The sequence below is a fragment of the Prescottella sp. D32 genome, assembly GCF_037287305.1.
Taxonomy (GTDB): Bacteria; Actinomycetota; Actinomycetes; order Mycobacteriales; family Mycobacteriaceae; genus Prescottella; species Prescottella equi.
In genome coordinates, this window is the sequence record NZ_JARBSW010000001.1 from 935,978 (window position 1) to 961,902 (window position 25,925).

6 protein-coding genes are annotated in these 25,925 nt (G+C 69.0%); 5 read left to right on the forward strand and 1 reads right to left on the reverse strand.

Features of this window, described 5'->3' with window-relative positions; translation table 11 throughout:
* Window positions 1-13 precede the first annotated feature (13 nt).
* From PSS76_RS04275 to PSS76_RS23905, 3 genes are all read left to right on the forward strand, one after another.
* Window positions 14-1,057, forward strand: a complete 1,044-nt coding sequence (locus tag PSS76_RS04275; protein WP_337455895.1) for a glycosyltransferase family 4 protein — start codon at window positions 14-16, stop codon at window positions 1,055-1,057.
* A gap of 58 nt (window positions 1,058-1,115) precedes the next feature.
* Window positions 1,116-2,396 carry a hypothetical protein gene (locus tag PSS76_RS04280; protein WP_337455897.1) on the forward strand — a complete coding sequence of 427 codons (1,281 nt, stop codon included), beginning with the start codon at window positions 1,116-1,118 and terminating at the stop codon, window positions 2,394-2,396.
* A 94-nt stretch (window positions 2,397-2,490) separates the two neighbouring features.
* On the forward strand, window positions 2,491-3,045 hold the full coding sequence (locus PSS76_RS23905; protein ID WP_443147367.1) for an acyltransferase: 555 nt from the start codon (window positions 2,491-2,493) through the stop codon (window positions 3,043-3,045).
* A 566-nt stretch (window positions 3,046-3,611) separates the two neighbouring features.
* Here the strand turns inward: PSS76_RS23905 and PSS76_RS04285 are convergent.
* On the reverse strand, window positions 3,612-5,339 hold the full coding sequence (locus PSS76_RS04285; protein WP_443147368.1) for a DUF4012 domain-containing protein: 1,728 nt from the start codon (window positions 5,337-5,339) through the stop codon (window positions 3,612-3,614).
* A gap of 327 nt (window positions 5,340-5,666) precedes the next feature.
* Here PSS76_RS04285 and PSS76_RS04290 point away from each other — a divergent pair, with 327 nt between their 5' ends.
* Window positions 5,667-24,380: a non-ribosomal peptide synthetase gene (locus PSS76_RS04290; RefSeq protein WP_337456140.1), complete on the forward strand. Its 18,714-nt coding sequence runs from the start codon at window positions 5,667-5,669 to the stop codon at window positions 24,378-24,380.
* A gap of 57 nt (window positions 24,381-24,437) precedes the next feature.
* Window positions 24,438-25,898, forward strand: a complete 1,461-nt coding sequence (locus PSS76_RS04295) for a tyrosine-protein kinase domain-containing protein (protein ID WP_081205897.1) — start codon at window positions 24,438-24,440, stop codon at window positions 25,896-25,898.
* The last annotated feature ends 27 nt before the right edge of the window (window positions 25,899-25,925 follow it).

Consider the following 25,925-nt stretch of genomic DNA (forward strand, 5'->3'; position numbering starts at 1 on the left):
AGGGGATCCAAGAATGAAGATTGCGGTCGTTGCTTCCTCTGAGACTGCAGGCGGGGCGGAGCAGTATCTTTACCGCTTGTACGCTGAGCTAAGAAAGTCGTACGGCATTCAGCCTTATCTAGTTGGAAGTCTGCCTCATTGGCCGGAATCGTTGGGTCCGGTAATTGCTGCGGGTATCACGCCGAAACTAACCCGACGTGAACCAATGATTCGGCAGGGAATACGCTCGGTCAGTTCGCTGAGAAGCACACTGCGGGCATTGGACGAGCTCGGGCCTGACTTGGTGCACGTTCAATACTTCAAAGAAAAGCTGATGCTCCCTAGGATCCTGCAGAGAAAGGGAGTCCCGGTTGTCTGGACTGAGCATGGACCGGTCCCGGACAGCCTTCCTCGTGCAGCGCGCACAATATACGCTTGGCAGGCTGCCGTATCGAAGCCGATCGGGATCAGCGCTGGAGTAACTGAGTCGCTCCAGCGGTCTGGCATTGCGGCAGTTACAGTTGGGAATCCCTTCCCCGATGTCGCTTCGGCAAATTCCGACGGCGTCAACGAAAAGATTCGTCCGACAGTCCTCTACGCGGGCCGACTTCATAAGTTCAAGCGTGTTCATTTGGTACTTGAGGCTGCTGCGGCGCTTCCTCATGTTGATTTCATTGTTGCGGGTACGGGGCCTGAAGCTTCGAACCTGGAGAACCAGGCGGCTTCGAACGTACAGTTGGTCGGAAATTTGCCGAATCTTGATGAACTGTATGCCAAGGCTGATGTATTGGTAATTGCTTCAGGGTCTGCTGCTCGGGAGGGATGCCCAATGGTGATGCTCGAGGCTCGGTCGCGCGGAATACCCGTTGTTATGGCTAAAGATTGCCATGCGGCACTTGAGGCGGTTGAACTGGGCTGCGAACTTTTCGAACCCACAGACGCGGAGTTGGTCGCCGCGATCGGCAGAGCGCTAGCGGGTGGGCGACGTGAGGTTTCGGACGAGGCTCGTGCAGAGCGTTCCACGAGTCACTGGGCGAGGTTGCATTATGGCGTAATGCAGGAGGCGGTTGGCCGATGACACGGAACTTTGATTTCACCGCCTCTCTTGGTGGAAGAGTCGGACCTTGCTAGGGCAAATGGCGTTGGCGGCGGTGGTGCTCGGCGTCTTTTGGCGTGGGTACCGAAAGTTTGTGAGCCGGCGGTTGTGGGACGCTGTGGTTTCGCTGACAGCAGCAATCATGTATGTATTCTGCTTGTGGATACCAGGGCGGTTGCAAGCAGCGGAGGTCCTTGACAGCAAGATTTCGTCCGCTGGGATAGTCTTCAGGCCGGATCCCCTTGAGCTCGATCAACTGGCCTTGTTCTGGGCGCTAGAATTGCTTGTAGTGTTCCTGGTGGAATTGGGGATTGTAGCAACCTTCCCTCGGGTGAAGGCAATAGAAGATCGCCATTCACGGAAACATTGGCAGATCGTCGCGGTTGTCCTAATTATAGCTGGGTTCTGCGCCTATATGGTGTTCCCAGTAGCTCTTGAATCGAGAGGCTTGGAGGGGCAAGGTCTAGTCGTCCTGTTGCGGACTGCCTTGGTTTGCGGACTGGCGGTACTAGCATACTTTGATGGATTCGGGCTGTGGCGATTTAGGATTGCCCTGTTCGCCGGAACGTTCTTCCTCATCCTAGAAAACGTTCGAAGCCCGTTGGCAGTGATTGTCATTGCATACGTTTGCGGTCTACTTGTCCGAGGATCCATATATAGGTTGCGTATCGTCGTCGCAATGCTATGCGTCACCGTGTGCGCGATCTTGGCTGGAACATTCATGTCGGAAATGAGAGCAAATTCGACTCGAGGCGAAGGTCGAGATGCGGGTGCGATCGTCGCAGAAGTGCTGGATGACCCCGCGGACGCGGTATACGGTGCTGGCATCGATACGCTTGATGGGTATAGATTCGCGCGCGAGATTGCGGGTTTTGAACCAGCTAGGCCGGCAGACTTGTTCTCGCCGGTGACAACGTTCATTCCTCGGTCGCTCTGGCCGGAAAAGCCGCGTTCGGTTTCAGTGGAAGTCAGTTCCAAGTATCTTGGGTATAAAGCGAGTGGTCAGTTCCTGTCGCCGATAGGCTATCTTCGGCTGACCATGGGGAGCTACGTTTCTGGACTCCTTTTGTTTGCAGTAATATTTGGGGTTTTTGCTTATCTTGCCCAAAGACTCAGGGGGACCATCTGGTTTGCGATTCTTATGGTCGTGGTTTTCCGGTTCCTTCTCGGCGGGTCAATGTTTGATGTTTACTACGGCCTGGTGCTTGTTGTAATTCTGTCCGGTGCGTCGCTAGGGGTGTCATTGCTGAAGCGAGATTTTCCGGTCGTTGAACATAGAGAGAATCGCGGTTTGATTTCCACGTCTGCGGCGTCTGACTGACCTGCATTGTTGTCGGCGGGTTGAACTTGTCCAAAAGCGAAGGGAAGTCGAGGTTTCAGGACCCGACACCCGGCATAGAGGGAATTGGGAGTTGATGGTGACTGCGCGAAGCGTTCGGTCAAAGCTTGCAGAGGTGGTTTATCGGGATGGTGGTGACCCGCATTCCCTGGTGTGGTCCTTCTTTGTCAATGGGGTGGTTTCTTCGTATATTTTCTCCGCACGGGTTCGGCCGCAACTTCTCCGATTGCTCGGGTTGAAGATTAGTCGACGCGCCACCGTGCGGCCTGGCGCTTTCTTTCGGAGTAAGGATGTCACCATCGGGGATGGGAGCTTCATCGGGTACCACGCCTTCTTCGACTGCAGAGCTGGCATCAAGATCGGAAAAAATGTCAGTATCGGTTCTCATACCGTATTCGTCGACTCCGACCACGATATTAGCAATCCTAAAAATCGGGCTGGCGTTGGGGTTCGGCGGCCGATTGTGATCAACGACGGTGCGAGAATTTCGACGCGCTCGATGATCCTCCCCGGCGTCACGATTGGTGAAGGTGCGGTCATCGGCGCCGGGTCCCTAGTCACAAAGGATGTTGAGCCACATTCTCTGTATTATGGTGTCCCAGCGGTTAAGCGGCGCGAACTGCCCCGGTAGAGGTAATCGGGTCTCGTTGTAGCCTCGACGGGGCGTGCACACTACAACGGTCCGTCGATGGGGGTCGATCAACACGATCGGTTTGCTCCCCAGAAGGACAGCACGGCCGTCTCTATTATTCTATGCCGACCAGTGGGAAGATGGTTGTGTAGAGTCGAGTACTCGGTCGGACAGCTTTACGGCGTTCACGGCATAGTCGGCGGTGATACTTGGTTCGCGTTGCCCTCAGTGCCGTTGGGTGGGGAGTATCCGCAATAGGCACGCTGCCGCGTTCGGTGGCGCGTTGCGGAGGGTGGTGCGAGGGGAGGTCCGGGGCCAGAGATGACTTGTTTATTGCATCGCGTCCGCGAGCGATTGGTTCTCGTTTGGTTACTGAGGGCGAAGTATTTCGCATGAGTAGATCAGTGTGTAACGATATTTAGGGCAGCGGTGGGGTCGGCGGTAGTCGTGTGCGGTGGTTCCCGACGCTGGAAGTCTGGAGTCGTTGTCGCTCCCACACACACGTAGGCATGGCGAATCCGCCTGATGGTGGAATCGGGATCCGCATGACCTAGGTGAGAATGTGTCTAGTATCCGCAGGAAGGTGCGGACGTAGTGATGGTGGCGTTGTCGACGAGCGCCTGCATTGGGACACGGGCGTTGCCTGGGCTGGCAGGCTCCGTCAACTCGTACTTCACCTCGATCGTCTGCCCCTGCCGCACCTGGGTCTGGATGTCGAACACCGGGTGCCCGCGCTCAGCGCCTGTGAAGGCGAAGGCCGGCTTGCCGTCCACGGTCACCTTGTTGAGCTTCGCGCCCTGGGTTGCGACCAACGACAGATTGGTGAGATTGGTGCCCACAGGGGCGCCCGCCGGGTTGTCGAACATGCCCGCAACATATTTCGTGTAGTCACCAGGCGGCAGCGTGTTGGTGAGGCGGATAGTCACCGTCGACTTGCGAGTGTCGCCCACACAGCTTTCGGCGGTGTAGTCGATCTCCCGCTGCAGGTAGTAGTCGAGCTTGTTTCCGCCCAGATTGTTCACCACCACACCGGCATACGGCGCCGGATCGTCCGGGACGGTGTGCCCCAGCACCGTGCCCTCGAGAACCTGCTGCTCCGTGGGATTCGCGCTCCACACGGCAATCCGACGTTCGCTCGCGGCGCGTCCGAGCGCTTCCAGCAGCGCCTGAGGGTTCGAGATCTTTCCGGTCATGCGCTCCACCACCTTGCCGGCGATGGTCTGCAGGTATGCCTTGCGGGCGTTGTTGTCGTTCGCGAAACGCGAATACGCGGTGGATTCGGTGAGCTCCACGACATTGTCGGCCGTGACCTTCTCGCCGTCCGGCATCGTCACCGGGCCCACCACGTCCAGAATGTAGCTGAGCGCCACCGGATCCGTGGCGATCACACCATCCACCTGCTCACCCGATTCCTGCGCCCACAGCGACCGCCAGATCTGCGCCGCGTACGGGAAATGCGAGCTGACGTTGCTGTTGCGGAAATCGGTGGTGGGGCGACTGATGCCGTACTGCTTCTCGAAGTCCGGGCCGAGGTCGAGAGGCTTCTTGTCCTCGATCGAGAGTTCCTTGTTGCTGCCCAGATCCTCCACGCGGACGGCGCCGTCCACGGCGCGCAGTTCGCCGAAGCCTCCCAACAGCCCACCGGTACCGCGCGCCTCGGCATTGGTCTGGAACCCGATGAAGTAGGTGCGGGGCCCGTCGGCCCCCATCATCGACGGAACGATCTCGGCGGCGGTGGATACATTCCCGAGCAGTTGGGAAAGGTCGGCCGTCTGCTCCTGCAACTGGATACGCGCCGAGTCGACGGCGCCCAGGAAAGTGCCGTCCACCGCATCGGCCTGTGCCGCCAATTCGGCTGCTGCGGCCGCGGAATCGGCGAGTGCGGGCGCCGCTTCGCGGAGCGGGCCGAGGTCGATCCGCGCGCCCTCACTGATCAGCCGATCAGGGGACAGCACCGAACCCGCCTGCACGGCCGGGGTGAGGACGTCGTCGGTGAGCCCACGCACCACACCGGTGATCTGTCGGGTCGTCTCGAGCGGGCTGCCCAGCCACGGAACGGCGGCTGCCACCCGCCAGCTCAGTGAGTCCGTCGAAGATTGCGCGTGCTCGGCGTATCGCGCGGCATCGCTCGCGGCGAGGGTTGCCTGCTCCGAGTTACCGGCCAGTAGCGCGTCTTTCGTCGTCGTCGCATGGTCCCGCGCCCGCTCGAGGTTCGACTTCACCTGCATCGCTTCGAACGCCACGTAGCCACCCCACGCAACGACGGCTGCGACGGCGCACGACGCTCCGATCACGATGCGGCGTCGACGCTTTCGAGCAGTGCGCGGTTGCGTGGATCGCCGACGCCGGCGGAGTTCGGGTGAGCTCCCGGTATCCGGCGAGGTCGAAGCGGTGCCATCGGAATCGATCTGGGCCACGAGACGAATCCCCCTTTTGTGGTGTGCGGGTCAGCGTAACCGGAACTCAATTGGGCGACCGCCCAAGTGGTGAGCTTCAATGGGGCACAGTAAGTTGTGAACAGCCCGGATCCGGACCAACAGGATCGTAGAGGCTCCGCGCCGAGCGTGGGAGCAACCGGGTTGATCGGTAGGTTTTCGGCGGGAGCAAAGGGGGGGTTGGCTGTGCACCCCTTCGCGCTGTCGGCCGCCCAGCGCGCACTGCTGCTGGCGCAGCAGCTCGATCCCGAAGTTCCGCTGGTCGTAGCGCTGTACGTGGAGCTGCGCGGCGCCCTCGATCGGGAGCTGTTGCTCGCTGCGTGCGACCGTGCGGCTCGCGAACTGGAGTCGGCCGTCGTCGTCCTCGTCCAGGAGTCCGGCGAGACGCGACAGGTCGTTGTCCCCGACATCGACGACGCCCCGGGCTTCCTCGATCTCGCGGACGAGGACGATCCGGAAGCAGCGGCCGCCCGTTGGATGACGGAGAGAACCAACCGGCCGATCGACCCGTTCCGGGATCGGCTCGCCGGCACCACGCTCATCCGGCTGCGAGACGGCCATCATTACCTGTACTGCTTCGCCCATCACCTGGTTCTCGACGGGTACGGCGCGACCGTGCTCGTCGATCGGATGGCACAGACCTACTCCGCGTGGGCGCGCCGAACCGAACCCGCACCCTTGCGTGCGATCCCGCTGCAGGAGCTGGCGGCTCAGGACGCCGCATACACGGGCAGCAGCCGGGAAGCGATCGACCGCGCCCACTGGCAGTCGCGGCTCGCGGACCTTCCCGCGTCGGTCTCGTTGGCCGATCGCCCCGGACCGCTGTCGGTCCCGTCCCGACGCGTCGGAGAGGTCCTCGGCGCCGACGTCGGCGCGGACGTCGCGGTCGTCACCGCCGCCTTCGCCGCGTATCTCGCACGGACCACGGGCGCGCACACCGTGAGCCTGAGTCTGCCGGTGGCGGCCCGCACCACCGCCGCGTCCCGTCGCACGTCGGGCTCGGTGTCGAACGTGGTCCCCCTCGTGGTGCGGATCGATCAGGACGACACCGTCGAGGCATTGGTTCGCCGCGTGCAGCTGGAGTTGACCGGAGCGCTGCGCCATCAGCGCTACAGCTACGCCGCGATGCTGGCGGACCTGCCCGACGGCGACGGCCGCGGCAGCATTGGGGGAGTGTTCGGCCCCGTCGTCAACGTCATGGCTTTCGCGCGGGATCTGCAGTTCGGTGACGTCGTCGGGGAGATGACGGTGCTGTCCACAGGACCCATCGACGACCTCTCGCTCACCGTGTACCCCGGATCGGCAGGTGGCGGGCTGCGCGTGGACCTCGAGGCCAATCCCGTGCGCTACAGCGAACGCTCGCTGCGGCGCCACCATCGGCGATTCCTCGACTACCTCACCGCCTTCGCCGCGGACCGGACCCGACGCGTCGAGAACCTGCCGCTGGGGACCCCCGACGAGCTGACCGGGCTCGCCCCGGCCATGGGCGCTGCCGTCCCGGCCCAGCCGGTACTGCTGCCCGATGTGCTGACGCGGCAGGCGTCGTCGAGTCGGACCGCGGTCCGCGGCGGCGACGTCGAGACCACCTACACCGCCCTCGACTCGAGCTCGTCGGCGCTGGCCAGGCGCCTGATCGCCCTCGGCTGCGGTCCGGAGGACCGGGTGGCGGTGATGCTGGCGCGCTCGGCCGAATCGGTTCTCGCACTGTGGGCGGTCGCCAAGACTGGCGCCGCGTACGTGCCGGTCGACCCGGCGCTCCCGGAACATCGACTGGCCCAGCATCTCGCCGGTGTCGCGATCGTGATCGCCGACCCGGCCGCCGACGCCGTCCTGCCGCGGCACGTCACCCGGATCGACGTCGCCCACGACGGCTGGTCCGGCGCGCCGGTCACCGACGCCGATCGCGTCCGCCCTCTGCATCCGGACCACCCGGCGTGGATTGTGCACACCTCCGGGTCCACCGGTCTGCCGAAGGGCGTCGTGGTGAGCCATCGAGGCCTGGCGCCGCTGCTCGCGACCCTGGGGTCGCGGTACGCGGCCACGGCGGATTCGCGGGTGATCCACCTCGCGTCGCCCACCTTCGACGCCGCGCTGCAGGAGATTCTGCTCGCCGCCGACGCCGGAGCCACCCTGGTCGTGGCGCCGCCGGACGTCGTCGCCGGTGACGACCTGGCTGTGCTGCTCGCCGCCGAGAAGGTTACGCATTTCGTGGCGGCCCCCGCGGTGCTCGCGGTGACGCCGTCCGACGCGCTGCCCGCGCTGGCGATGCTCGATTCCGGCGGCGATGTGCTGCCGCCGGCCGTGGCCGCCCGTTGGGCCCGCGGCCGCACCATGATCAACGCCTACGGACCCACCGAGACGACGATCCTCGCGACGGTGAGCGCGCCGCTCGACGCCGACGGCGTGGACGGGGTTCCCGCGGTGCCGATCGGCCGGCCCGTCGACGGCGCAGCGGTAGCGGTGCTGGACCGACGCCTGCGTCCGGTGCCGCCTGGATCGGTGGGCGAACTGTACGTCGCCGGACCGGCGCTCGCGCGCGGTTACGCCGACCGTCCCGCGCTCACCGCGGAGCGGTTCGTCGCCTCCACTCTCGGTCCCGGGCGGATGTACCGCACCGGCGACCTGGTCCGCTGGAACGGTGACGGGCAGCTCGAGTACGTCGGCCGCACCGACCGGCAGGTGCAGATCCGCGGCGTCCGGATCGAACTGGGCGACGTCGAGTACGCGCTCACCGAATATCCCGGAATCGACTCGGCTGCAGTGACACTCGCAGACGATCGTCTGATCGCACACGTGCAGGGCGATGTGCCGGCGCCCGGTGCGGTACGCGGCTGGCTCACCACGCGGCTGCCGCACCACATGATTCCCGACACCGTGGTGGTGCACGGCGAGCTGCCGTTGACACCGTCCGGCAAGGTGGACCGCGTCGCGCTCGCCTCCAACTCCACGCCGCCCGACAACACGGGCACCGACGCCGGTCGCGCCCCGTACGGTCCTGTCGAGATGCTCGTCGCCGACGCCGTCCGCGACGTCCTCGGAGTCGACCACGTCGATGCGACGTCGGACTTCTTCGCCCTCGGCGGCAATTCGCTCACCGCCACCCAACTGGTGGCCCGGATCTCCGCGGGGCTCGGCCGACAGGTGCCGGTGCGGGACGTGTTCATGCAGCGGACGGTCGCCGACCTCGCCGCGGTGGTGACCGGCCGCGGCGACCGGCCGGCGCTCACCCGTTCCACGGCCGAGGACGCCCCGCTCGCCCCGGCGCAGCACCGCCTGTGGCTGCACAACCGGGCGTGGACGACCAGCGCGGCCTACCACGTGGCGTTCGCCGTCGAGCTCCGCGGCGCGCTCTCAGTGTCCGCACTCGGTGTCGCCCTGCGTGACGTCCTGGACCGGCACGCCGTGCTGCGCACCGCCATCCGTGACGGCCGTGAGGGTCCGCGTCTGGTGGTGCGGACGGTCGACGAGGTGTTCCCGGAACTCGCTGTAGTGCAAACCGATTCGGATGAGGCGTCGGACGGGGACATCGCGGCCTTCGTGGCCGCGCCGTTCGACCTCGGGACCGGCCGGATGATCCGGTTCAGGCTCCACCGCCGCGCCGTCGACCACCACGTACTCGTCGTGGTCGCGCACCACATCGCGATGGACGGGCTGTCGTTCCAGCCGTTGCTGCGCGACCTCACCGCCGCCTACGTCGCGCGGCAGGCCGGCCGCGCACCCGCGTGGGAAGCGCTGCCGCTGCAGTACTCCGACTACGCGCGCTGGCACCACGCGGTGCTGCGTTCGCCGGCCTCGGCGTCGGCCGAGATGAGCGTGACCGAGCGCGAACTCGATTACTGGCGGGCAACTCTCGCCGACGTCGCCGATATCCCGGCACTCCCCACGGGCCGCCCCCGCACCGGTACCGCCGGCATCCCGGCCCGGGTGAGCTTCGACGTGGATACCGACACCCGTCACGCGCTCGTCCGCCTCGCCCGCGAGCACGACGCAACCACGTTCATGGTCCTGCACGCCGCCGTCGCTGCGGTCGTCGCCGCCGTCACCGGCCACCCCGACACCGTCGTGGGCGTCGCCACCTCGGGCCGCACCGATCCCGCACTCGATGCGCTCGTCGGCATGTTCGTCGGCACCGTCGCACTGCGTACCCGGATCCAGGCGGAGCAGAGCTTCGGCGACCTGGTCGCTGCGGTGCGCATCGCCGACGTGGACGCGTTCGCGCACGCCGAAACCCCGTTCGAACAGATCCTCGACGGAGCGGGACTGGCGGAGTCGCCCCTGCAGCTGATGCTGTCGTACGAGAGCTTCACCGACCCCGACGTCGAGCTGCCCGAGCTCGCGGTGAGCGGACGGGAACTGCCTGTCGCGCAGGCCCGGTTCCCGCTCGAGCTCACGGTCCGAGAGGTCCCCGGGGGCGGCCTCGCCGGCCACCTGACGTACGACACGGCACTGTTCGACCACGCCACCGTCGCCGGCTGGCGCACGCTTCTGCAGCGCGCCCTCCGGGCAGTCGCCGCCGACCGCGAAGCGCGCGTCGCCGACCTCGCCGCCGGCACGCTGCCGCCCCTACCTAACCCCGCGCCGGACGTCCGGACGCTGCCGGAGATCCTGTCCGGACCGCTGCGGACGACCGACTCGCTGGGTCGGGAGCTCGACGTCCGCCCGCGGGTGGCGGCACTCGCTTCCCGGCTGTCGGCCGTGGGAGTGGGCCCGGCGACCGCAGTGGGGGTGCTGGTGCCCCGATCCGTCGAATCGGTCACGGCAGCACTGGCCGTCTCGTTCACCGGCGCCACGTTCGTCCCGGTCGATCCCGCGCAGCCCGTTGCACGGCTGCACGCGATCCTCGCCCAGGCGGGTGTTCGCCACGTGGTCGCGGGTCCCGACGTACCCCTCCCCGCGGGAGTGCTGCGGATCGACCCGATCGTCGAAGCCGGTACCGAAACGTTTGCGGCGCCGATTGTTCCGCATCCCGACAACCCGGCCTACATCGTCTTCACCTCCGGCTCCACCGGCACCCCCAAGGGCGTCGTCGTGACGCATCGCGGGCTGGCCGCGGTCGCGACCACCCTCCGACGCAGTTTCTCGGTGGACGCCGAGGCGCGGGTGCTGCACGCCGCCTCACCGGCCTTCGACGGCGCGGTCCTCGAGTACCTGCTCGCGTTCGGCGCCGGCGCCACCCTGGTGATCGCGCCCCCCGACACCTACGGCGACGACCTCGCCGAGTTCGTCCGGGCCCGACGCGTCACCCATTGGTTCTCGACGCCCGCCGTCCCGGCGCAACTGGATCCGGCCGGGCTCGACACGCTCCGGGTGGTGGGGTTCGGCGGCGAGGCCTGGTCGGCCGACCTCGCGGCGCGCTGGGACAGCGCGGGCCGCACGGTCCTGAACCTGTACGGCCCCACCGAAACCACCGTCATCGCGACCGTCAGCCGTCCGCTGTGCACCTCCGGCGTCCCGCCCATCGGCGACCCCGTCGACGGCACGATCGCGGCAGTCCTCGACGCCCGCCTGCGTCCGGTCGCCGACGGCGTGGTGGGCGAGCTGTACCTCGCCGGACCGGGACTGGCCCGCGGCTACGTCGGGCAGGCCGGACACACCGCGGAGCGGTTCGTGGCATCGGTGCTCGGGCCCGGTCGCATGTACCGCACCGGCGACCTCGTGCGCCGGCGCGGCGACGGGCAGCTGGAATTCGTCGCCCGCGCCGACGACCAGGTCAAGATCCGCGGATACCGAGTGGAACCCGGTGAGGTGGAGGCGGTACTCGCCACCCACCCCGCGGTGGACACCGCGGTCGTCCTCGCACACGGCGACGGGCTCGCCGCGTACGTCCACGGCCGGACCGTGCTCGACGCCGACGACGTGCGCCGCCACGCCGCCGCCCGGCTGCCGCGCAACCTGGTTCCGACCACCGTCACGGTGCTCGACGAGCTGCCGCTCACGTCCACCGGCAAGGTCCGCCGCTCCGCGCTGCCCCTCCCGGTCCGGCCCGTGCCCGAGGGTGCCGTGCTGCGCGGCCCGCTCGAGGAACTGGTCGGCCGGATCGCCGCGGACCTGCTGTCGCTGCCGGCGGTGGGTCCCGACACCGACTTCTTCGCGTTCGGCGGCAACTCCCTGCTCGCGGCCCGGTTCGCGGCACGGCTGCGCGCCGCCCAAGGCCGACACGTCGACGTGCGCGACGTGTTCGAGCACCCCACCGTCGCGGGCCTGGCGGCACTGCTCGGCGGACGCGAGGCGGACGGCCCGATTCCCCCGGTCGGCAGTGGCGAACCGGGACCGGCGCCGCTGGCCCCCGCGCAGCAGCGGATGTGGCTGCTCGGCCGCACCCGGCCGAGCAGCGCCGACAACGTCGCGTTCGCCGTCGACCTGGACGGGCATCTGGACGCGGCTGCGTTGCGCGCCGCCCTCCTCGACGTCCTCGACCGGCACGCCGTGCTGCGCACCGTCTTCCCCGAGACACCCGACGGGCCCGTGCAGGTGGTGCTGCCCGCCGAAGACGACCTCGTGGTGGAGGACGCCTCGGCCGACGCGGTCGCCGCCGCCGAGTCCGCGGCGGCATCCCAGCCGTTCGACCTGACCACCGAGCGACCCATCCGGGTTCGGCTGTACCGGACCGCGGACGACCGTCACACCCTCGTCGTCGTGGCGCACCACATCGCGGTGGACGGCCTGTCGATTCCGCCGCTCGCCCGCGACCTCGACTGCGCATACCGGGCCCGCCTCGGCGGGCACGCCCCGCACTGGACCGCACCGGTCGTCATGTTCACCGACCACGCGCGCCGGCATCGGGCGTTGCTCGGCGATCCGGACGATCCCAGCAGTCGCGCGCACCGCGACCTGGCGCACTGGCGATCGGCCCTCGCCGGCGCGACCTCGGCGCCGGCCCTGCCCACCGACCGGCCCCGGACCGTCGACGCCGAACCGGCCGCCGCGGGCACAGCAGCCTTCACGATCTCCACCGATCTGCATCTGGCAGTGGAAAAGGTTGCGCAGGAATACGACGTGACGCCGTTCATGGTGCTTCACGCCGCACTCGCGGTCCTGCTGGCCAAGCTGTCCGGCAGCGGGGACGTCAGCATCGGCACCCCGGTCTCGGGCCGCGGATATCAGGACATCGACGACGCGGTGGGCATGTTCGTGAACACCGTCGTCCTGCGGACCGGGGTGGACGCGCGATCGTCGTTCGCCGAACTGCTCACTCACGTGCGACGGGCCGATCTGGCGGCGTTCAGCCACGCCGACCTGCCCTTCGACGAGGTCGTTGCCGCCCTGGAATCCTCACGCTCCGGTGCCCACCATCCGCTTTTCCAGGTGATGTTCTCGTACGACGACATCGTCCCCGCCGAACTCGAACTCGGCGGTCTGCGCGTCGACGGGCGCGAGATCGACACGAGCCGTAGCCGATTCGATCTCCAGGTGGCCGTCCGTGATCGGGATCCGGGGGACTGCCCGGCCGGTTTCGACGGTGTTTTCACCTACGCGCGCAACCTGTTCGATCACGAGACGGCCGAGCGGTGGGCGCACTGGTTCGTGCGGATCCTCGAGCTCGTCACCGACGATCCCACGCTCGACGTGGCCCGAATCGACCCGGTGCCGGCCGCTGCGCCCGCCGCGGAGCCGCGGACAGGCGCTGCGCCGTCGCTCGCAGATCAGTTCGCGCGGCACGTCGACGAACGCCCGGACGCTATCGCCGTCGTGGCCGGAGACGAACGCCTCAGCTACGCGGAGCTCGACCTCCGATCCCGCAGCCTCGCCGGGGAACTGGTCCGACGCGGGGTCCGCGCCGAGGACGTCGTCGCGATCGCGCTGCCGCGGTCGGTGGACCTCGTCGTCGCGATGCTCGCGATCGTCCGCACCGGCGCCGCGTACCTACCGCTGGACATCACGCAACCGGCGGACCGCGTGGCGGCGCTGCTTGCCGAGGGACGACCCGCGTGCGTCGTGTGCCACGACGGATTCACCGCACCGGTGCCGACCGTGGTGCCGGGCCGTGAGGTGGCACCGGACCTGCCGTCCCTCGATGCCGCCGGAAATCCCGGCCGCGCTGCCTACATCGTCTACACCAGCGGATCCACCGGAACGCCCAAGGGCGTCGTGGTCACCCACGCGAACGTGGCGGCGCTGCTGGCGAACACACGTGCCGACTTCGGTTTCGGTCCCGACGACGTGTGGACGATGTTCCACTCGCCGGCATTCGACTTCTCGGTCTGGGAGATCTGGGGTCCGCTCACCACCGGCGGACGGGTGGTCGTGGTCGACCACTCGGTGGCCCGTAGCCCCGACGACTTCCGGGCACTGCTCGTTCGCGAGCAGGTAACGGTGCTCAACCAGACCCCGACCGCGTTCGGACAGTTGGCGGACGTGGACGGCGACCCCGACGACCTGTCCGTGCGGACACTGATCTTCGGCGGCGAACCGGTCGACGCAGCCCGTGTACGCGGTTGGCTCGACCGGCACCCCGCCGTCGTCGCCGTCAACATGTTCGGCATCACCGAGACCACCGTCCATCTCACCCGGGCCGTCTTCGATCGGAATGCACTCCGCACCAACGACATCGGTGTCCCCCTGCCCGGAACGGTGCTGCACCTGCTCGACGGGGCGCTGCGGCCGGTGCTGCCCGGCGCGGTGGGTGAGATCTACGTCGCGGGCCCGCAGGTGGCCCGCGGCTACCGGGACCGTCCCGGACTGACGGCACAGCGCTTCGTGGCCGCCCCGAACGGTGAAATCGTCTACCGCACCGGTGACCTCGCCCGGCTGCGGGGCGACGGAGGGCTCGAGTACCGTGGACGCTCCGACGATCAGCTGCAGCTACGCGGCCACCGCATCGAACCGGGAGAGGTGCGCGCGGCACTCACCCGGCTGCCCGAGGTGACGGCGGCGGCGGTGCTCGTCCGCGACGACCGGTTGGTGGCATACGTGGTCCGGGACAACGGACCCGAACCGGCCACCGGCTTCGACGCGGCTCGGCTGATCCGCGATCTGCGCCGCGTGCTGCCCGACTACATGGTTCCCACCGCGCTGGTGGAGTTGCCTGCCCTGCCGCGGACCGTCAACGGCAAGCTGGACGTCGCCGCGCTGCCGGAGGCCACACCCGTCGATCGACTCGGCGCGGCCCCGCGCGGTGCGCTCGACGACCTGGTGGCCGACGCCTACCGGGAACTTCTCGGACTCCAGGGCATCGGGTCCGACGACGACTTCTTCGACCTCGGCGGCAACTCGTTGCTCGCGACGCAGCTGGCCGGGCGGGTCGCCGCGCTCACCGGGGCCGACGTGAGCGTGCGGGACGTGTTCGAGTCGGCCGTCGTGGCGGATCTCGCGCGACTGGTCGAGGAGCGGGTGGGCGCGCCACGCGACCACCGGCCACTGCCGGCATCCGACGGGTTGCGCATGCGCGGCCCGCTCTCGCCCGCGCAGCGGCGCCTGTGGTTCCTGCACCGTCTCGCTCCCGAATCCGCCACGCACAACCTGCCGTTCGTGCTGCACCTGCACGGCGACCTCGACGTGGCCGCACTCGGCGGCGCGCTCCGCGACGTTCTCGAGCGACACCGCACACTGCGGACCGTGTACCCGTCCGACGACTCGGGCCCGGTCCAGGTGGTCGTCGACGTACCGGAGATCGACGTGAGCCCGATCGCGGTACCCGGCACTGCACTGGACGACTACGTGCGCGCGTTCGCCGCGGCACCCTTCGCGCTGGAGTCCGAGCCGCCGGTTCGGCTCCGCCTGTACCGAACCGGTGCCCGGCATTATGTGCTGGTGCTGGTGGTCCACCACATCGCGGCCGACGAATGGTCGCTGACCCCGATGCTGCGCGACACCGCGGACGCGTACCGGGCCCGGCTGGCAGGCCGTGCGCCGCAGTGGGATCCCTTGCCCGTGCAGTACGTCGACTACGCGGCGTGGCAGGCGGACTGCGCGGAAGACGACCTGCAGACCTGGCTCGACGTCCTCGCCGGTCTGCCCGAGCAGTCGACCCTCCCGCACGATCGCCCGCGGCCGACCGGCGGCGACTCGCGCGCCGAAAGTGTTCGGATCACGCTGAACGCACAACAGGTCCACGGAGTGCGCGAGACCGCGCGGAGTGGCCGCGCCACGACATTCATGGTGCTGCACGCGGTGCTGGCTGCGGTGCTGGCCCGGCACAACGCGTCCGACGACATTCCGGTGGGCACCGTGGTCGCGGGCCGAGGCGACCCGCGACTGGACGACGTGGTGGGCATGTTCGCCGCCACGCTGGTGCTGCGTACCCGGGTCGCGGCGGATGCGTCCTTCGGTGATCTCCTCGCGCACGTCCGCGACCGTGACATCGCCGCATACACGCACGCCCGCACCCCGTTCGAGACCATCGTCGAACGCCTTGCCCCGGTTCGTGATTCGTCTCACCACCCGCTCTTCCAGGTCGCGTTGTCGATGCGGCGGCCGGCGCTCCCCGCCCTCGATCTGCCCGGCCTCGCGGTGTCCGCGGCGGCCGCACCGCACGATTCGGTACCGTTCGACCTGCAGTTGACCGTCACCGAGACCGCCGACTCGATCGACCTCGAGTTCACCTACCAGCGCGCCCTGTACGACGCGTCGACCATCGCGGGGTTCGCGGCCCGCTTCACCGGAATCCTCGACGAGGTCGTGGGCGATCCCGCCGTCGAGGTGGGGCGCATCGATCTGCTGACCGATACCGAGCGAACCGCCCTGGTGCCCGCCCGCGGCGGTGAGAGCCACCCGGCGTCGCTGTGGACACTGCTGGCCGAAGGTGCCCGACTCGGCGGATCCGGGGAGGCCGTCCGCGCCGGAGAGATCACCCTCGGATACCCGGACCTCGTCACGCGGGCCGAGGCCCTGGCATCGGTACTTCGTTCCCGGGGCGCACTGCCCGGAACGACCGTCGCCTGCGCGTTGCCGCGTTCGCTGGACGCGGTGATCGCCGTGTGGGCCATCGCCCGTACCGGCGCCGCCCCGGTCATGCTCGATCCGGCGCACCCGTCGTCGCGTCTCGCCGGGATGCTCGCGGCGTCCGGCGCCGTGATCGGCGTGAGCACGGGCGACCACATCGCGGATCTGCCGGCCGGGACGCAGTGGCTCGACGTCGCGGCCGTCGACTCGATCGACGAGGTCCGGCAGCTCACCGACATGCCGGTGCACCCCGACCACCCGGCGTACATCGTCTTCACCTCCGGCACCACGGGCGTCCCCAAGGGCATCGTCCTCACAGCACGCGGGCTGGGCGCGCTCGCGCAGGACTTGCGCGAGGTGTACACAGCCGGACCCCGCTCGCGCATGCTCGCCCTCGCCTCCCCCGGGTTCGACGCGGCCCTGCTGGAGCTGCTGGTGGCCGCCGGATCCGGAGCGTGCCTCGTCGTTGCACCCGAGAATGCCTACGGCGGAGAAGAATTGGCCCGCCTACTCGAGCGTGAGCGGGTCACCCACGCGTGCCTGACGCCGTCCGCGCTGGCGACGGTCCCGCCGCGCGCGCTGCCGGACCTCGAGACGGTCATGCTCGGCGGCGAGCGCGTGCCGCCCGAACTCGTCGCACGCTGGGCCCCGGGCCGGCGGCTGTACAACGGTTACGGCCCGGCCGAGTCGACGGTGTTCGCGACGTACTCTCGGGCCCTGCGGCCGGACCTACCCGCGACCATCGGCACCCCCGCCCGCGGTGTGGAGGCCCTGGTACTGGACGCCCGCCTGCAGCCGGTCCCCACCGGCGTGACCGGAGAGCTGTACCTGGCCGGGCACCGGATGTCCGCCGGGTACATCGGCAGCCCGGCCCGCACCGCGGAACGGTTCGTCGCCGCACCGGACGGACGGCGCTGGTACCGCACCGGCGACCTCGTCCGGTGGCTGGACGGACCCGACGGAGGCGTGCTCGACTTCCGTGGGCGCAACGACGACCAGGTCAAGGTCCGCGGCCTCCGCATCGAACCGGCCGAGATCGACGCCGCACTCACGCGCTGCACCGGCGTGGACCAGGCGGCGACCGTGGCCAGGGAGAACGAGGCCGGCACGACGACTCTCGTGTCGTACGTGGTGCCGGCGTCGGTCGACGCCGCGGCCCTACGACGAGCGCTCACCCACAGCCTGCCGTCCTACCTGGTGCCGACGGTGATCGTGCCGATGGCGGCCCTTCCGCTCACCACGAACGGCAAGATCGACACGCGCGCGCTACCCGCACCCGAGAACCACGTGGGCACCGAACCCGTCACCGCCACCGAACGGCTGGTCGCGGACGTGTTCTCCACGGTGCTCGGCCGCGACGTCGGGCGCACCGACGACTTCTTCGTCGCGGGAGGCGATTCGCTGCTCGCCACCACCCTCGTGGGCCGCCTGCGCGAGCGCCTCGGATTCGACGTGCCGTTGCGACTGCTGTTCGCCGACCCCACGGTGGCCGGGCTGGCCGCGGCGCTCGACGAGCCCGACGTCGCTGCCTCGGACCAGGGTCCGGTCGCGGGGGCACGGCCGTTCCGGATCCCGCTCAGCCGTGCGCAGGCTCGTCTGTGGGCTCTGCGCAGCACCGGCGCCGCCGAGGCCTACCGGCTGCGCGCCGAGGTGCGGCTCGACGGCCGGCTCGACGTCGACGCCCTGCACGCCGCCGTTGCGGACGTTGTCGCCCGCCACGATGTGCTGCGCAGCCGGGTCGAGACGGACGATGCCGGCCCGCATCTCACCATCGACCCGGTGGGTTCGGAGGCCTTTGCGGCGCAATTGCATTCGCTCGCTCCGGACCGGCACATCCTCGACGTGTCGGTCGACCACCTCGTCGCAGACGGGGGATCGGTCGCCGTGCTGGTACGCGATCTCGGTGCCGCCTACCGGGCGCGTCTCGCCGGCACTGCGCCCGGCTGGGAGCCGCTTCCGCTGCAGTATGCGGACTATGCGGCATGGGATCGTGTCCGGGAGGTGCCGGCCGATGCGCTGGAGCATTGGCGACGCGAGCTGGCGGATTTCGATCCCGCGGTGCTGCCGAGCGACACGGTGGGCGACAGGGCGCCCGGTGTCGCCGAGTCGGTGAGTTTCACGATCGCTCCCGCCGCCGCCCGCGCCCTCACCGCGGTGGCCCACGCACATCACGCTACCGAATTCATGGTGGTGCACGCCGTCCTCGCCGCGGTACTGGCCCGGCTCGGCGGCCACGGCGACATCGGGATCGCCACCGTGATCTCGAGCCGCCGCTTCCCGCAACTCGAACCGCTCGTGGGTCTGTTCCTCGACACCCTGGTACTGCGGGCGCGAGTGGAGCCCGACATGCCGCTGTCCGGGTTGCTCGCCCAGGTTCGGGACTTCGACGTCGCGGCCTTCGATCACGCCAGTGTCCCGCTCGAGGAGGTCCTGCCTCTCGCCGGTGGCCGGATCCCGCAGGTGGCGCTCGCCTTCCAGGACTTCACGCCTCCGGTGCTCCGGGTGGGGGAGTTGGAGGTGTCCGCACGCGAAGTCGAGACCGCTGCCGCGCGTTTCGATCTGCAGTTCACCCTGTCGACATCCGAGGACGGTGGAATCGACGGCGTTCTCACCTACGACGCCTCGCTCTTCGACGCCGCGACCGCGAACGGCCTGGCCACGCACGTAAGCGCCGCGCTCAGTGCCGTCGCCGAGAGTCCCCAGACGGCCGTGCAGGACCTGCCACTGTCGCTCGACGGCGCGCGGGTGGTCGAACCCCGCGAGACGCCTCGGCTGCTGGCGGATCTGCTGCGGGCCGCCGCCGCTGCGCACCCGGAGCAGGTCGCCGTCGTCGACGGTGCCTCGTGTCTCACGTATCGCGAACTCGACGAGCAGTCGGACGCACTGGCGGCCGCGCTGATCCGTGACCACGGCTACGGCACGGACGATGTCGTCGGGATCGCCCCGGTTCGCTCGCTCGACCGGATCCGGATGCTGTGGGCCGTCACCAAGACCGGCGCCGCATTCGGTGCCCGAACGGTACGCGCCGCCCACCCGTCCCGGACCGCGTCCGTCGACGCTCTCGCCTACGTCATCACCACCTCCGGCTCCACCGGCACTCCCAAGACCGTCGGTGTCACCCATCGCGGACTGGCCGCGCTCGCTGCCGAAGGCCGACGGCGCTACCGGGTCTCGGCAGGCGACCGCGTCCTGCACGGCTACGACCCGGCTTTCGACGCCGCGATCCTCGAGATCCTGCTCGCACACACCGGGGGCGCCGCACTCGTGATCGCGCCGCCCGACGTGTTCGCCGGCCCCGCCCTGCACACCCTGCTCCGCGAGCAGGCCGTCACCCACTTCCTGTCCACCCCGGCGGTGCTCGCGACCGTCGACGACACCGGCCTGGACGCGTTGCGGGTCGTGGCAAGCGGCGGCGAGGCACTGGCCCCGCACGTGGCGGACCGCTGGCGACGCAACCGGCTCATGATCGACGCGTACGGGCCCACCGAAGCGACCGTGGTCGCGACGCTCACCGAGGTCGACGGGCGTACCGGGCTCGGAGATCCGATTCCCGGCAACACGATTCGTGTGCTCGACGGCCGGCTGCGGCCGGTGCCCCTCGGCGGCGTCGGCGAGCTGTACCTGTCCGGTGACGGCCTCGCCCGCGGCTACCTGGGCGCCCCGGCGCTCACGGCGGCGAGCTTCGTCGCCGCACCGGACGGCGAGCGGATGTACCGCACCGGCGACCGGGTCCGTCGTCACGCCGACGGGCGGCTGATCTACCTGGGCCGCACCGACCGGCAGGTGAAGGTGCGCGGAGTGCGAGTCGAGCCGGGCCACGTCGAGGCGGTCCTCAGCCGCGTGCCCGCCGTCGGGCAGGCCGCCGTGATCCCGTGGAACAGCACCCTCGTCGCTTTCGTCACCGGCAGCGGTGACGGCGTCCCCGACGTCCCGGCGCTGCTCGCCGCCGTCGCCCAGGAGCAGCCCGCCGCGGCCGTCCCGACACGGGTGCACGTGCTCGACACCATCCCCACCACCATCAACGGCAAGGTCGACGCGGTGGCCCTGGCCGCACTCGCCGCCGAGTCGGCGCCCCGCGCGATGACGCGTGCGCTGACCAGCCGCGAGCAGCTGCTCGCCGACATCGTCGGCGACGTTCTCGGCTCCGCCGTCGACGTCGACACGAGCTTCTTCGCGGCCGGTGGGCACTCGCTTGCCGCCGTCGAGGTCGCGGCCCGGTTGAGTGTGGCGCTCTCGCGTACCGTGATCCCGCGCGCGATCCTCGAGGCGCCCACTCTTGCTGCGCTGCTCACCGCGTCGGATCACCCCGGCGAGACCGGACCGGCACTCGTGCCCGGCACCGACGACACCGCGCCCATGGCGCCCGCGCAACGTCGGCTGTGGCTGCTGCATCAGGCGGATCCCGCGCGATCGGTGTACACGATGCCCGTCGTGCTGCGGCTCGGCGGCGATGTCGACACGGTCGCGCTCGCTTCCGCACTCCGAGACGTCGTTACCAGGCACGAGATCCTTCGCACCGTGTTTCCCGATGCGGACACCCAGCGCGTCGTTCCCGTCGAGCAAGTCGAATTGCGGGTGGAGCCGGCCGACCCCGACGCGCTCGAGACCCGGATTGCCGCACTGCTCCGTCGGCCGTTCGACCTGACGACGCGACCGCCGCTGCGGGTCGAGCTGATTCGCACGGCAGACGCGGAATGGGTGCTCGTGGTGGTCGCGCACCACATCGCCGTGGACGGCGCGTCCGTCGCGCCGCTACTCGCCGATCTCGGGGCGGCCTACGCAGCGCGGGTCGCCGGTGCCGCCCCGGACCCGGCACCCCTCGCCCTGCAATACCGAGACTTCGCCCGCTGGCAAGTGGAACGCATCGGCGATCTCACCGACCCACTAGCGGTGGGCGGTCGGCAGCTGGAGTACTGGGTACGCGCGCTGGACGGGCTGCCGGACACCCCGCTGCCGATGCCCACCGATCGGCCGCGGCCACCGCGTCCGTCGTACCGGGGCGGGGCCGTGGAGCACTCCCTCCCCGCCCCCACCCATGCCGCTCTGGCCGCGTTCGCCCGCACCCACGACGTCACCGTCTTCATGGTGCTGCATGCCGCGCTTTCCGTGCTGCTCGCGCGGTACTCGGGGCGCACCGACATCGCAGTCGGCACCGTCGTGGCGGGGCGACCGGACCCCCGGCTGGCGTCGCTCGTCGGCATGTTCGTCGGCACTCTGGTGCTGCGTGCCCCGGTCGACCCGAGCGAGTCGTTCGAGGGCCTGCTCGGCCGGGTGCGCGGGACCGACCTGGCCGCCTTCGCTCACGCCGACGTGCCGTTCGACGACGTCGTCGCGCGCATCGCCCCGACTCGCGATCCGGCCCATCACCCGTTGTTCCAGGTGCTCCTCGCCCACACCGTCGGCGTCGAGACGACGCCGACACTCACCGGTGTGCGCGTCCACGAACTTCACGCAGCCGAGCCCGTCGCCCAGTTCGACCTGGCTTTCGACGTCCGGGAAGCGTTCGACGCCAAGGGCATCGACGTGCGGCTCGTGTACGCCACGGACCTGTTCGACCGCTCGACGGCGGTCCAGCTGCTGGCCGATTGGGTCGCGCTGCTGGACGCGGTCGTCGCCGCTCCCGCGACCTCGGTGGGTGATCTGCCCCTTCCGGCGCCCGCATCGGAACTGGTGCCGGCGCCGCCGTCGCGAACGCTCGCGGCGATCCTCGCCGACACGACCCGTGCCCACCCGCAGCGGATCGCTCTGCAGACGGGAAGCGAACGGTGGACCTATGCCGAGCTCGATGCACGCTCCGCCGCGCGTGCCGACGAGCTGCGTGCACAGGGCATCGGAGTGGGCGACCTGGTTCCGGTGGACGCGATCCGCGGAGCGGACTGGATCGTCGAGGTGTGGGCCGTCACCCGGCTCGGCGCTGCGTGGGTACCGATCGACCCGAGCCTGCCGGAAGAGCGTAAGGCCCTGCTGCGCAGCAGTACCCGTGATCGATCCTTGCGTCGGTCCGCCGCGTGCACGACGCCGGACGACCTGGCCTACGTGCTGTTCACCTCCGGCAGCACCGGCACCCCCAAGGGGGTCGAGGTGACGCATCGCGGACTCGCGGCGCTCGTCGATCTGCAGAGCCGAAGACTTGGCCTCACCCGAGATTCTCGCGTCCTCCAGGCCGCGTCGCCCACGTTCGACGCCGCTGTGTTCGAACTGCTCGCCGCGCACGCACACGGTGGAACGCTCGTGTGTGCACCAGAGTTCTCCTACGCCGGAGACGATCTGGCGTCCCTGCTGATCGAACACGCGATCACGCACGTCAATCTCACCCCCACCGTGTTGGGCACGCTCGACCCGGACGCACTGCCGGACACCCTCACGGTGGTGGCAGCGGGGGAGGTGCTGCCGGCTCCGCTCGCTCGCGCGTGGGCGGGTCACCGGCTGCACAACGGGTACGGCCCCACCGAGGGCACGGTGGGGGCGACCGTCAGCCAGGTGTTGCGGGCCGGTGACGTCACGATCGGCACCCCACTCGCGGGCGTCCGGACCGAGGTCCTCGACCCGCGACTCCATCCCGTCCCGATCGGGGTGGTGGGGGAGCTGTATCTCGGTGGCCCAGGGCTGGCCCGCGGATACCGGAACCTGCCCGGCCTCACCGCGACCCGATTCGTCGCCGACCCTCGTGGCGACGCCGGCGCACGGCTGTACCGGACCGGAGACCTCGTCCGGAGGCGGCGGGACGGCGCGCTCGAATACGTCGGTCGCGGCGACCACCAGGTCCAGATCCACGGAGTCCGCGTCGAACCCGCGGAGATCGACGCCGTGATCGGCGCCGACCCCGACGTCCGAACCTCGGTCACGGTGGCACACACCGGATCCGAAGCCGAACCCGTTCTCGTGACTTTCGTGGAGGCCGCCCCGGGTCGGCACCCCGACGCGGCCCGGCTGCGCGAGCGCGCGGCGCGATCACTGCCGCGCCACCTCGTGCCCGCCGCCGTGCAGGTGGTCGAACGGATGCCGCGGACCACGTCCGGCAAGATCGACCGATCCGCGCTGCCCGCACCCGTCATCGCCGACGACCCCGTGTCGGGCACGCCACCGCGAACGGATCTGGAGCGGCGGATCGCCGCCGTCTTCGCCGCCGTGACCGGGCACGGGTTCGTGCCCCGCGAGACCGGCTTCTTCGACCTCGGCGGGACGTCGATGGGTGCGGTACGGGTGGTCGCGCGCCTGCGCACCGAACTCGGCCGCGACGTGGCGCTCGCATGGCTGTTCACCGACCCGACTGTTGCGGGCCTCGCTGCCCGCATCGAACACGACGTCGACGTGGCCGATCCGCTCGCCACCCTCGTGCCGCTCAATCGCCCCGAGGTGCCGGCCGGCCCGCCGCTGTTCTGCGTGCACCCGGTCAGCGGCCTCGCCTGGTGCTACGCAGGACTCGCCGAGCATCTCGGTGACCGGCCCCTGTACGGCTTGCAGGCGACCGGTGCCGCAACCCCGGGTTCGCTCGTCGATCTCGCACACGACTACGTCGAGCAGATCCGCTCGGTGCAACCGGACGGGCCGTACCACCTCCTCGGATGGTCGCTCGGCGGAAACATCGCTCACGAGATGGCGATTCAGCTGCGTGCCGCCGGAGCCGACGTCGGCAGCGTGGTTCTCCTCGATTCTCATCCCTCGGACTCGGTACCGACGCCGATCGGGGATGCATGGGACGATCAGCGGGACGAACGGTTCGAGGACACCGAGCTCGGCGTCCTCGCCCCCGATGAGGTCCGCCGGATCGTCGAAGTCGGCGAAGCACTCGAGGCCGCGGCCCACGTGCATCGGACCGGGATCTATCGAGGAGACGTAGTGGTGTTCGTGGCGGCGCACGAGGACGAGGCGCGCCGCCGGAGCGTCGCAGGCTGGGCGCGTCACGTGACCGGGCAGGTGACGTCGGTCGAGGTACCGTGCACCCACTCGGACATGACGAGCCCGGCGACACTGGCACGGGTCTCGACTGTTCTCGTCGATTCGGCGGGCGAAACCTGATGACGCGAATGCGTACACAGGGTGTTGGAAGCGTTGAAAGCAAGTAAGGACGGGGAAATGGAAGTACAGGACTATCTACGGATCTTGCAGCAACGTTGGCGAATCATCGCGCTCGCAACGGTTGTCGGGGTGCTGGGGGCTCTCGTCGCATCACTGATGTCGACCCCGATGTATCAGGCGTCGACGCGGTTGTTCGTGTCCACATCCTCCGCCGCGTCGGTCAACGAGGTGTATCAGGGCAACCTCTTCTCGCAGCAGCGCGTGGCGTCGTACACCAAACTGCTGACCGGAACGACGCTGGCGCAGCGAACGATCGACCGTCTGGGACTCACCGGTGTCAGTGCGAATGACGTCGCAGCCCAGGTCAAGGCCACCTCGGCACCGGACACGGTCCTCATCGACGCCAGCGTCCAGGATTCGTCACCCGAGCGCGCCCGCGACATCGTCAACGCGCTGTCGGACGAGTTCGTGGTCATGGCCGCCGAGCTCGAGACCTTCGATCCGAATCGTCCCCCCACCGCTCGCGTTGTCGTCGAACAACACGCTTCCACTCCGACCTCGCCGGTGAGCCCGAAGACCAAGCGCAACCTCGCTCTCGGCTTCGCCGTCGGTCTGCTGGCCGGGCTCGGACTCGCCGTGCTCCGCGACCGACTGGACAACACCGTCAAGAGCCGACAGGTCCTCGACGAACTCGTCGGAGCCGGCGTCGTCGGCAACGTGCCGTTCGACAAGGAGCGCGAGCAGAAGGCGGCCATCGCCTTCCAGGACGGCTACTCCGGCAGCGCCGAGGCGTTCCGCGAGCTTCGAACCAACCTGCAGTTCCTCGAGGTCGACAACCCGCCCCGCGTCATCGCGGTCACCAGCTCCCTCCCGTCCGAGGGCAAGACCACGACTGCCATCAACCTGTGCCTTGCGCTGGCGGAGGCGGGCTACTCCGTCGCTCTGGTCGAGGGCGACCTGCGCCGCCCCCGCATCTCCAAGTACCTCGGTCTGATCGATTCGGTCGGTGTCAGCACCGTGCTTTCGGGCCAGGCGGAGCTCGACGACGTTCTCCAGGCCACGTCGTTCCCGAACCTGACCGTCCTCGCGTCGGGCGCCATCCCGCCCAACCCGAGCGAGCTGCTGGGCTCGAGCCACGCGACGACACTGTTCACCGATCTGAAGGCGCGTTTCGACTATGTGGTGGTCGACGCCTCGCCACTGCTTCCGGTCACGGACGCGGCCGTCATCGCGGCCAAGGTGGACGGCGCCCTCATCGCCGTCCGGTACGGCAAGACCAAGCGCGACCAGGTTGCGCGCGCGGTGGGCAACCTGCGCAGTGCGGGCGCGAACGTGCTGGGCACCATCTTCACGATGACGCCGACCAAGGGCGAGAACGCGTACGAATACAAGTACTACTACGACTCCGACGCACCCGCGCCGAAGCCGGGAAGCACTCCCGTCGCGTCGGCACCCGCCGTCCCGGCCGACGCCTCTCCGGGGCATGGCCCGGGTAAGTGGAGCGAACCGGTTCGCTGACCGAGCAGTACATTTCGCGCAGGTCCG

Bases quoted from the DNA above. Each gene is read 5' to 3' on its own strand.
- PSS76_RS04280 (WP_337455897.1), top strand. From the start codon at position 1,116: ATGGCGTTGGCGGCGGTGGTGCTCGGCGTCTTTTGGCGTGGGTACCGA.
- PSS76_RS04295 (WP_081205897.1), top strand. From the start codon at position 24,438: ATGGAAGTACAGGACTATCTACGGATCTTGCAGCAACGTTGGCGAATC.
- PSS76_RS04275 (WP_337455895.1), top strand. From the start codon at position 14: ATGAAGATTGCGGTCGTTGCTTCCTCTGAGACTGCAGGCGGGGCGGAG.
- PSS76_RS23905 (WP_443147367.1), top strand. From the start codon at position 2,491: ATGGTGACTGCGCGAAGCGTTCGGTCAAAGCTTGCAGAGGTGGTTTAT.